This is a genomic window from Alcanivorax hongdengensis A-11-3 (assembly GCF_000300995.1).
GTDB classification, from domain to species: Bacteria; Pseudomonadota; Gammaproteobacteria; order Pseudomonadales; family Alcanivoracaceae; genus Alcanivorax; species Alcanivorax hongdengensis.
The window spans coordinates 18,411-29,105 of record NZ_AMRJ01000023.1 but is presented as its reverse complement, the minus strand read 5'-3'; the positions used below and the strand labels follow the sequence as shown (position 1 = coordinate 29,105).

At 61.7% G+C, this 10,695-nt stretch carries 7 protein-coding genes; 3 read left to right on the top strand and 4 right to left on the bottom strand.

Going from position 1 to position 10,695, the window contains the following annotated elements:
- Positions 1 to 61: 61 nt before the first annotated feature.
- A complete protein-coding gene (gene recD, locus A11A3_RS13065) occupies positions 62 to 2,008 on the top strand; it encodes an exodeoxyribonuclease V subunit alpha (RefSeq protein ID WP_008929785.1) in 1,947 nt (648 codons plus the stop codon).
- 71 nt (positions 2,009 to 2,079) lie between these two features.
- Here the strand turns inward: recD and A11A3_RS13060 are convergent, their stop codons facing one another.
- On the bottom strand, positions 2,080 to 3,186 hold the full coding sequence (locus A11A3_RS13060; protein WP_008929784.1) for an OmpA family protein: 1,107 nt from the start codon (positions 3,184 to 3,186) through the stop codon (positions 2,080 to 2,082).
- A gap of 391 nt (positions 3,187 to 3,577) precedes the next feature.
- On the opposite strand from A11A3_RS13060, the gene A11A3_RS13055 reads away from it, so the two are divergent.
- Together A11A3_RS13055 and A11A3_RS13050 are read left to right on the top strand one after the other, a co-directional pair.
- Positions 3,578 to 6,784 carry an Ig-like domain-containing domain gene (locus A11A3_RS13055; protein ID WP_008929783.1) on the top strand — a complete coding sequence of 1,069 codons (3,207 nt, stop codon included), beginning with the start codon at positions 3,578 to 3,580 and terminating at the stop codon, positions 6,782 to 6,784.
- 29 nt (positions 6,785 to 6,813) lie between these two features.
- Positions 6,814 to 7,689, top strand: a complete 876-nt coding sequence (locus A11A3_RS13050) for an OmpW/AlkL family protein (protein WP_008929782.1) — start codon at positions 6,814 to 6,816, stop codon at positions 7,687 to 7,689.
- A 71-nt stretch (positions 7,690 to 7,760) separates the two neighbouring features.
- Here A11A3_RS13050 and A11A3_RS13045 read toward each other — a convergent pair whose 3' ends face one another.
- Genes A11A3_RS13045 through A11A3_RS13035 form a run of 3 tightly spaced genes read right to left on the bottom strand, consistent with a single transcriptional unit; the run spans position 7,761 to position 10,695 of the window.
- The gene (locus A11A3_RS13045; RefSeq protein WP_008929781.1) at positions 7,761 to 8,492 is read right to left on the bottom strand and encodes a PepSY-associated TM helix domain-containing protein; all 732 of its coding nucleotides are present in this window, start codon (positions 8,490 to 8,492) and stop codon (positions 7,761 to 7,763) included.
- Positions 8,489 to 9,043: an FMN-binding protein gene (locus A11A3_RS13040; RefSeq protein WP_008929780.1), complete on the bottom strand. Its 555-nt coding sequence runs from the start codon at positions 9,041 to 9,043 to the stop codon at positions 8,489 to 8,491. The genes A11A3_RS13045 and A11A3_RS13040 overlap by 4 nt, the downstream gene beginning before the upstream one ends.
- Positions 9,043 to 10,695 carry a lipoprotein insertase outer membrane protein LolB gene (locus A11A3_RS13035; RefSeq protein ID WP_008929779.1) on the bottom strand — a complete coding sequence of 551 codons (1,653 nt, stop codon included), beginning with the start codon at positions 10,693 to 10,695 and terminating at the stop codon, positions 9,043 to 9,045. Before A11A3_RS13035 ends, A11A3_RS13040 begins: the two co-directional genes overlap by 1 nt.

The window sequence follows — 10,695 nt, the reverse complement described above, 5'->3', positions numbered from 1 at the left end:
ACGCCCCTCTCCCTTGAGGGGAGAGGGGTTGGGGGAGAGGGTGAGAAGACGGAGACACGCCATGCAGACTGATCTGTTCGCCGCCCTCGACTGGCAGGACGCCCTGCTCACCCTGCGCGACAACCAGCTGCTACGCGATCTAGATGTGGCCATTGCGCGTTTTCTGCAACAGCAATGCCCCCAGGCCAGCCACGAGGTGTTGCTGCTGGCCGCCTTCACCAGCCAGCAACAGGCCAGCGGCCACCTGTGCCTGGACCTGGGCAATGACGAACTGGACCGCCAGCTGTGGGGCAACGCCCCGCCCGACGGCATTCGCACCCTGCTGCCCGGCGGCCCGGGCGACTGGCTCAGGGCCCTGCAACACAGCCCGCTGGTCAGCGACAACGGCACCACACCACTGGTCCTGGATGGCCCACGCCTCTACCTGCGCCGCAACTGGGCCCAGGAAGTGGCGGTGGCCGAGGCCATTGGCACGCGCCTGCACACCCCCACCGAGGTGGACGCCCGGGCCCTGCGTGAACCGTTAAGCCAGCTGTTCCCGGATCACAGCGACGGCATCAACTGGCAACAGGTGGCCTGTGCCCTGGCCACTCGCCGTGCCCTGGCCATCATCACCGGCGGCCCCGGCACCGGCAAAACCACCACCGTGGTGCGCCTGCTCGGCCTGCTGCAAAGCCTGGCCATGGCCGACGACCAGCGCCTGCGCATCCGCCTGGCGGCGCCCACCGGCAAGGCCGCCGCCCGCCTCACCGAATCCATCGGCGAACAGGTCAAGGCCCTGCAAGTGGCCGATAACGTGCGTGATGCCATCCCCACCGAGGTCACCACCCTGCACCGTCTGCTGGGCACCCGCCCGGACAGCCGCCACTTCCGCCACCATCGCCACAACCCGCTGCACGCGGACCTGGTGGTGGTAGACGAGGCCAGCATGATCGATATGGACATGATGGCCAGCCTGCTGGATGCCCTGGCGCCGACCACGCGCCTGGTGCTGCTGGGCGACAAGGACCAGCTGGCCAGCGTGGAAGCCGGCGCGGTGATGGGCGACCTGTGCCGCCATGCCCATGAAGGGCGTTACCGGCCGGAGACCGTCGCCTTCGTGCAGGCCAGTTGCGCCATGGATATCAGCGACTACCAGGCCGGCGCACCACACTCCGCCAGCGACCTGGGCCAGCAGACCGCCATGCTGCGTACCAACTGGCGCTCCAAGGATTCACCCGGCATCAGCGAACTGGCCACCGCCGTCAACGGCAACGATGCCGGCAGTGTCAGCCAGGCCTTCAAGGCCCATGACAGCCTGCAACGCCAGCGCCTGACCGACGACGACAACTCCCTGGAACAAAGGCTGCTGCGGGGCAGGAATGGCGACGACGGCCTGGCCGCCCTGTTCCAGGCGGTGGCCCAACCGCCACAACGTCGCGCCGATTTCGATGACTGGGCCCGTGAGCGCCTGCGGCAACTGACCCGCCAGCAACTGCTCAGTGGCCTGCGCAGCGGCCCCTTCGGCGTGGAGGCCCTCAACCAGCGCATCACCCACCACCTGCAACAACAGGATCTGATCCCGGAACGGGAATGGTATGCCGGCCGGCCGGTGATGATGACCCGCAACGATTACCAGCTGGGGCTGATGAATGGCGATATGGGGCTGGCATTACCCTTACTGGAAGAAACAGGGCGGGAAGAGCAGAACGGCCAGCCACACACCCTGTTGCGCGTGGCCTTCCAGCTGCCCGACGGGCGCATCAAGTGGGTGCTGCCCAGCCGCCTGGACGGGGTGGAAACGGTCTACGCCATGACCGTGCACAAATCCCAGGGCTCGGAGTTCAACCACGCCCTGTTGGTGCTGCCGGACACCCCCCACCCGCTGCTCACCCGCGAACTGATCTACACCGCCGTGACCCGCGCCCGCCAGCATTTCACCCTGCTGGAATACGGCCCACCGGCAGTGCTCAACCAGGCCGTGGCCCGCGCCACCCGACGCGCCTCCGGGCTGACCGAGCGGCTGTAGAGCTGGTAAGACTCCAGTCATAAAAAAACGGCGGGGTTTGAACCCCACCGTTTTTTCACTGCAGCCCGGGGTTACTTAAATTCCGGGACTCTCTCCTTGATATCAACAATGATATCGGCCCGCCGGTTTTGGGCACGCCCCTCTGCCGTACTGTTATCTGCAACAGGACGGCTTTCACCAAAGCCCTCTGTGCTCACCTTACTGGCATCAACGCTGTAATCGTTAATGAGCTTGTCTTTGACGGCTTGAGCACGACGTTCTGAAAGAGTCTGGTTGTAATCGGCAGGACCGATACTGTCAGTGTGCCCTTCAACGCGTATGAGGCCTTCATCTCCAGCATTCATACGGTCAGCCGCCTGTCTGACGTCATCACTGAACTGACCCTGCACCGCAGCCCTGTCGAATTCGAAATAAATTTCACCGGTCTGGGTACGAGTCTGCATTTTATAGACCTGACAACCTTCATCATCCACTACTGCGCTGGACGCACTGTCAGGGCATTGATCCACATCGTCGGCAACGCCATCACCATCGCCATCACCACTAACGACCGCTGCTGGTTCCGCAGGCACCCGCTCCTGTTTTGCATTGTCCTTATCATCATTACTGACGCCAAAGGCCAGGTTGAGTCCGGCATATATTTGACCTTCCCAGTACTCTCTATCCTGGCTATACGCGTGGCGGGTACCCAGATCAAATATCACATGTTTGAAGAAAGCTCGCTGCAAACCGAGTTCAACGCCTGTCATCAATTCATCATTCTCATCAGCCCCAGAAACCCTGGCATTCTCTATCAACTGCTCACCCGCATTGATACCTGCATAGGGTTCAAACCCAAGTAGTGAATAATCATCAAGGTGATAACGAATGCTAGCGAAATAATTCTTCATATCCAGTCGTCGACCGGAGTTATATTTACTTTCTGCATCGCCATCCACTTCCTCGTACCAGCCTTGAACAGACCAGTTACGATTAAAGCGCCAACCCAGTTGACCACCGTAAAACGGCTGGTCATCCAGACCATCCGTTCCATTGCCAATCACGTCGTTATCATAAAATGTGTAATAGCTGGCATGCCCACCTATGTACCCGTAATGGTCAGGGACATTTTCCGATGCCAGTGCCAGAGGAGATAAAATCAGAGGGGTCAATGAGGCTAAACGCAACACAATTTTCATGATTGGCTCCTTGCCAGAAACTCCAAGTGTTAGCTGAAAATCTACTCAGCAACCCCCTTGATAAACAGGCAGGAACACAGACGAGTGCCAGAATTTACCGAAATTTAACGGTTTGTATATCAACCCCTTACAAAGAACTAAGAAAATAAGGTTAATCACTGTTGCGAAAATAACCTCTTCTCCATTGCTCATATTTTTATATTAAAAATACATGCCCAACCCTCCCTGTCTGCTGGTTGTTCCTGTCTGGCTGGCCTTTCCTGTTTGTTGGAAAAATGTTGCTTGCGATAAACGGCACTGGACGCCACTGAGACAAAAAAAGTACTTTGTCTCTTGTGCATTAATTTGCGAGTGCTACAACACAACCCGTTAGGGACAATGGAGTCACGCAATGATAAGAAAAAGACTGCGTATCAATTATCTTGCTTTTCTGCTGCCCGCCTTTCTGTATGGCTGCGGCGGCGACAATGTGGATACCTTCGACCCACCGCAGCCCGGCGACGCGCTGATCTACGCCTACCCGGATGATGGTCTGGTGGATGTGCCGCTGAGCACCCACGGCCTGTGGGCGTTTTCCAACAAGGTCGATGCTGACGCGGTCACCACGGCCTGTACCGGTGGCCCCGGCGAAGAGCCGCAGGGCAGCTTCTGTATTACCGGCCCGGACGGCGCGGTGGACCTGAGTGACATGCTGTCGGTGATCAACAACGGCAAGACCATTCAGGTCGATATGGACGGCCTCAAGCCGGGCACCGAATACCAGGTATGGATTCGCCCCTCCGCCAATCCCGGCGCGGAAAATCTCAGTGACGAGGGGTCGCTGCTGAGCTTCCGCACTCGCCAGACCGACCCGATTCCCGATCAGGCGCCCTACATCCTGGCGGTCAACCACGACAAGCCGGAAGCCTTTGCCCCGGACAGCGAGGTAAAAACCCGCTTCCCGTTCATGGACTTCTCGCCGATCCGCGTGACCTTCTCCGAACCGCTGGAGCAGAACACCGTGCTACAGGGCCAGACCGTGACCCTCATGGAACTGGACGACAACGGCAATGACGTGGGCGAAGTGCCGGCCAGCATGCATGCCGAGCGCTACTATCTGTCGCTGCAGCCCAAGGATTACCTGAAACCGGGCCATCATTATCAACTGCGCCTGAGCGGCGACATCCGCGACCTGGACAATGAGCACCTGGCCGCCACCACACTGGAATTCGTGCCCAACCTGTCACGCCAATCCGCCGACAGTGACGAGCCCTTCATCACCCAGACCCTGCAGACCTACCCGGCACTGGGCGACCCGGGCTACCCGCGCACCTCGCACCTGACCGGCCGCCCGCTCAATCGCTTCGAGCTGGAAACCACCGCCCTGGGCGTCAACATGGCCGACTCCCTGCCCAATGGCCTGAAGGCCTACCTGGGCGACCCGCAGAAATACCCCGACGCCACCCCGGTGGTGGCGCCGGCCGGCCAACAGCTCTCTCTCACCGGCATCGACCCGGTGAAACTGGGCGGCAAGGTGCGTACCGACCTGGGTACCGGCAAGATCACCGGCACCTTCATCAACAACGTGACCGGGTACCTGACCACCAACCCTTTCCGGCCCCGGGATTTCCAGCCGGATGACGAGAAGGCCCCGCTCTACGTCTACATGGATTTTGACCTGGCCATGCAGACCGAAGACGCCACCGGTAACGCCACCCTCAACCAGAACCTGATGCACGTGGAAGCGGTGGGCATCGTCACCATTGAAGACAAGAAACTGACCTTCGAAGTCTTTCGCACCCTGGAATTCGACGTGCTCAGCGGCGCCACCACCATCGGTGCCGACTTCAGCCTGGGCGCACAAAGCGACCCGGATATTCCGGTGGATACCATGAATCACGAAGCGCCCATGGTGACCGGTGCCTTCCCGGCCAACGGCGAGCAAGCCTTTTCCGTGAACGAGAATATTCTGCTGACGTTCAATGAAACCCTGAGCGACACGGCCCTGGACCAGTTCCATCTGCTCAACATGAGCGCCGGCGGCGCGGAAGTCCCGGTACATGTTCGCCGCAGCGGCACCACCCTGGAAGTCGATCCGCAGGAAAAACTGGCAGCCAACAGTGAATATCGCCTGCAGATCCCCACCCAGCTCACCGACCAGAACCTGTTCAGTCCGCTATCCCTGACCAGCAGCCCGGACGATGCCCTGGGCGGCAGCGGCGAGCTGGCCTTCAAGACCGCTGACTACCGCTACACCGAAAGTGCCAACACCCCACCGATCATTCTCGGCCTGTACCCGGGCATCGGTTGCGCCCTGGTGGACACCGACAAGAAAGAGGGTTTTGCCGGGCGCTGTGCTGGGGGCCTGAGCAGCGAAAAGCTGTACCGGGACTTCCAGTACGAAACCTCCCGCGCCATCGAAATGGCCTTCAGCCAGCCCATGGACGCCAGCTCCATGACCGTAGGCACCATCAACAGCAGCGGGGATGGCTGTGACGGTGGCGCCATCTGTGTCGCACACAACGACGGCAATGGCGGCTGGACGCCGATCGCGACGTCACTGGTGGCCGGCGACAACCATGCCAAGCTGTACCCCGCTCCGGGCACCCTGCCACCGGGCGAGGGCTACCGTCTGGTCATCAATGGTAACGAACCGACCTTTCACAGCAGTGCCGAGGTCGGCGGCCTGCGCCTGAACACCACGCCGCTGGAAAGTGTTCGTGATGAAGGGGGCGCCAATATCGTCATCGACTTCACCGCCGTGGCACCGTTCGATACCGTGGCGGCCATGGTCTACAGCCGCCCCTTCACCGACACCAACGGCAGTGGTTTCCTGGACGATGGTGAAGTGCGACATGAACTGAACTCGGCCACCGGGGAAATCACCCAGGTGGGCGGCGCCCTGGCGGACGCCGAATTCGCCGATCCGGACAAGGACAAGATCTATGTGTCCGGCGCGCTGCCGATTGCCTTCCTGCCCAAGCAACCGCTGGACCTGGGCAAGCCCAGCCTGGGCTTTGAAGAACGCAGCCCGGGCCACTGGTGCGCGCCGGAGCCGGCGGACGACGGCACCGATATCTGTATCGATACCGTCGGCGACACCATGATCCCGGTGGAAGCCAACCCCACCCTGGTACTGGGCACCGGGCTGAAACTGAAGGCCACCGCGGGCATCAAGATTGCCGGCCTGCCACTGGGCATCCCGCTGACGCTGTCCACCAACGCCATCATGTTGCGCATTCAGCCCCGTGAAGAAGGCACCCGCTACGGTTACGTGGTCAACGTGCCCGGCAAGGACGCGGCCTACTTCATCATTCGCCTGGATGCCTACCTGGATGCGCCGGATCTGAGCATCGTCGCCGGCCTGGCGGGCCACAACCTGCACAGCACCCCGGCCTCGGCCTATCTGTACGGGCCCATCAAATTCCTCAACGACGGCCGCATCACACTGACCACCACCACCCTCAATGCCATCAAGAAGCGCATCAAGGTGAATCTGCTGGGTATCAACGGGCTGGATGTGGGCTATGCCGACCTGCTGCTGGACAAGGGCACATTCAACCTCAAGGTCGTCAATTACCCGTCCCGGGCGCGCAAGATCCCGCAGCCCGTGAACTGAGTACAAGAACACAGACAAGGACGATAACAATGATAAAGCGCTACACCCTTACCGGCCTTGCCGCGCTGACGCTGCTGGGCAGCCAGAGCGCCCTGGCCGGCAAGCCGCCGTCCTACGAGGACACCAAGCCGGACTTTTTTGGCACCGATACGATCCGCCATCTGTTCGGCGAAGACCGGCTCTACTTCCGGCTCGGCGCCCTGTACGTAAAGCCGGATATCGTGACCCACTCCATCACCCTGAAGAACCTCTCGGAAATTGCCTCGGTGGCGGTGGAACCTGGCCCGCAGGAAGGCGAAGCCTACAGCGACCCGCAACTGCAGCCCTTTGCCATCGTTGGCTACAAACTGCCCTGGGGAAACGATGCCAGCTGGTCACTGGAAACCATCATCGGCGCTCCGCCCACCCTGAAACTCAAGGCCAAGGGCAAGATCGCCGATGAACCGCTGGTGACCGAAGCCAACGGCATCCCCACCGGTGTCCCCGCTCTGGGTGAGGAAGTGGCGGAGACCAAGGTCATTCCGCCGGTGGTCACCCTGGTGAAACGCTTCAACATGGACAGCACCATCCGCCCCTACGTGGGCCTGGGTGTGACCTACCTGTACACCTACGACACCCACGTCACCAACCCGATCCTCACCGAATTCGGTGAGCCGGAACTGAACATCGACAACAAGTTCGGCTGGGTGGCACAGCTGGGGCTGGACATGCACCTGGGCGGGGGCTGGTGGGCGGCCGCGGACTTCAAGTACATCAGCGTACCGGACGTGACCGCCACCCTGGAGAAAACCTATATCCGCGCACCGGGCCTGCCGCAGTATCAGTATGCGGAAGTGGGGGATGCGGAATTCAAGGCAGACCTGAACAACCTGGCCTTCGGCCTGGGTGTCGGCTTCACCTTCTGATATAGCCCTGTGGCCCCTCTTACCGGTCCCTTCCCCTTAACAAGGGGAAGGACAGGATGGGGTCCCCGCCCTCAGGAACGGCGCCTACGCCATATCCGCCACCAGCTGATCAGCCCGGTGATTGCCAGCAGGCACATGAACAGCCCGGTGGCCGTCACCAGCCAGACACCGGCCTTGCCGCCCAACCGGCCGCTATGCAGATCCAGCAACACCCGCTCACGGCTGATGCCGGGTATCGGGCTGTGCACCTGCAAGGCATGATGCAGCGCCTCCGGCAGGGGCGACGGCTGGGCCCAGTGAACAGACAGCGAGGACGACGCCGGGGCCCACAGGCCACTGCTCACGTCATAGAGATAGGTAGCCTGGGCGGCACGCAATGCCAGGGGCGCATCACCTGCCGCCGCCTGGCCCAGTTGCCGGGGCGCCGCCGGCAAGCCGCGCTGCACCTCCAGCAGGCCGCCCTGGGCATCCAGCCACAGCAGACGCTGGTCACAGAGCACGGCGATGTCATCGCCCTGCATCAAGGCACCCCCCAGGGTGTCACAACGGTTGATGGCCTGCTGATCAAACAGCAGTGCCCCATCACGCAGTGACAGCCAGTGCTCGCCGGCCGCATAGCCCTGCTCGGGAATCGTGGGTTGCAGATGATAGAGACGGCCCAGCCAGGCCGAATAGACCGGCGCCCGCGACCAGCCCAGCGAGTCACTGGCGCTAATCAGCACCCCGGTGACCGCCAGGAAAATCACTGGCAGGGCCGCCAGCACGCCCAGCAGGCGATGCCAGCGCCACAGCCGCCGGCTCATGGCGTCGCGCCAGGGGCCTGCTGCATCACACGGCGATGCAGCAACAGGGCCAGTGACGCGGTGCGTTCCACCGCATGGACGGACAGGGTGGCGCCGGTAATGCCGTCGACGGTCACGGAAAGGCGGTTATCGTTATTCAAGGTGGCCCCTGTGAACTGTTGCCGGAATGCCGGGCGATGCACTTCACCACCCCGCTCTTCCCGGTAGACCAGGATATCCACGGCCTGGATGCCCGACGGGCCGACCACCACGCCGATGGTGATCGGGTCCTGCCGGCCGATCTCATCCAGCACCCAGGCCGTGCGTGTACCGTGACGCCAGTAATGAATGCGACGGGCCCGGTAGGCATGGCCGAGCACGGTGTCCATGGCCTGTCGCAAGCCGGCATCCGGTATCAGCAAGTTACCCTCATAGCTGTCACCGTCAAAGGCCTGCTGCAGGAACGCCCGGGTGCTCAAGTAGCGGGCGGCACCGCCATCGTACTCGTCGGCGGCGTACAGGCCGGCGGGCAACATCAGCAGTACCGCCAGCAGCACGGACACGCGTGTCATCAGTTCACCAGCTGCTCACGGCCCAGGCCCATGCGCAGCACCGCGCGCTGGTACCAGCCGGCGCGCTTGCCTTCCAGCCGGGCTTCGGCTTCGTGGTAGGCCGGGTTCATCATCATGCTATCGGGCAGAATGAAGTCGGTGACCTTGGCGCCGGCCATCAGCCAGGCGTTGTTGAATTTCTGCCACCAGCCGTACTTCATTTCAAAGTCCTCGCGCAGGTTGGGCGGCAGGTTGGCGGCGGTGATCTGCTTCTGGGCCCAGAGCGGGAAGATCATCCAGATGGAGCGCGCATCGAACAGATCGTTTTTCAGTTTCAGAGTTTCATCCGTCACCGTCAGCTGATCGCTGTGCCACATGGCCTTGTTGTAGGCCTCGAAGTCATCCCAGGTTTCCGGCAGCGCCGAGCGGGGCAAACCGAACAGCATGGCGAACAGCTTGCTCTCCTGATAGAACTGCTCTTTCTCTGCGTCGCTCAGTTCGCCGCGTTCCTTTTCGTACATGCGCACCAGCGTATCCCACAGCGTGGCATTGACCCAGACCATGGCGTTGACCTCGTTGGCCCGGTATTCGCTGCCCTTGGCAAAGGCGCCGGCATCGGTGGTCATCTCGCCCTGCACCTGCTCATGCATGGAGCGCACCTCATTGGCCGCCTGCATCACCTGGGGCATGCTGCCGTACACCATGGTGAGGATGTACATGAAGGTATTGCGGGCCCGTTTGAGCGGATCATCACGCACGATGGAATGCTGGTCGATACCGGCGGTCACCCAGGGGTGGGCAATCTGCAACAACAACGCCCGGCCGGCGCCCAGGCCCGCCGGGGTCAGCGGGCTGACCACTTTCCACATCATGGAATCCGGGCCGTAAAGACCGATGCGCGGGTCCGGCACATCGCCGTGGACCTTCTTGAGCTGATCACAGAAGTCGCTGCTGTCGATCCATTTGGGAATCGGCGCCGAGCCATCCGCCGGCACCAGCGCGGCGACCCGGTCCCGGGCCCCATCGTCGGGCTGCGGGCGTTGATAGCGATAGCTGGCGGACGGATCCGCACGGCTGGTCGCTTCACAGGGGCTGATCAGGTAAGCGGTTTCACCGCGCACCACCTGGATGTCGGCGCGGGCCTGGTCGCTCTTCATGCTAATCTCGCCGGGCATCAGGTAGTGGCCCATTTCGATGTAGTCATGGTAATCGAGTACCCAACCATGCTCGCGGATGCGATCCACCCGGTCGGTCTTCTTGCGCGAGACCTCGGCATTGCCGGTGGCGGCCAGCCCCCGCAGCCAGTAACCCAGGTCCGCCAGTGGCAGGTTGTAGTGCACCTGCTGGACAATGTCACGGGCTTGCCCGTCGGAGGAATCCGCCAGCCAGACCTTGCCATTGTCGTTGTTGAGCAGCGAGCCGGTGATCAGCGCGCGCGGGTCCCCCACGCGCTTGTCCGGACGAATCGACAAGGTGTAGTCATCATCAATCAGCTTGTAGGTGAAGTAGGTGTGTTCCTTGCCCGCATCGGACTTCACCGTCATTTCGCCTTCCACGTACCACTGGGTCATTTCCTCGGTGCTGACACCCAGAAACTCATCACGGCTGAGGGCCGAACAGCCCTGCAGTGCCACGTAGACCAGCAACAGACAGCCAAGTTGTAGCGCTTTCAT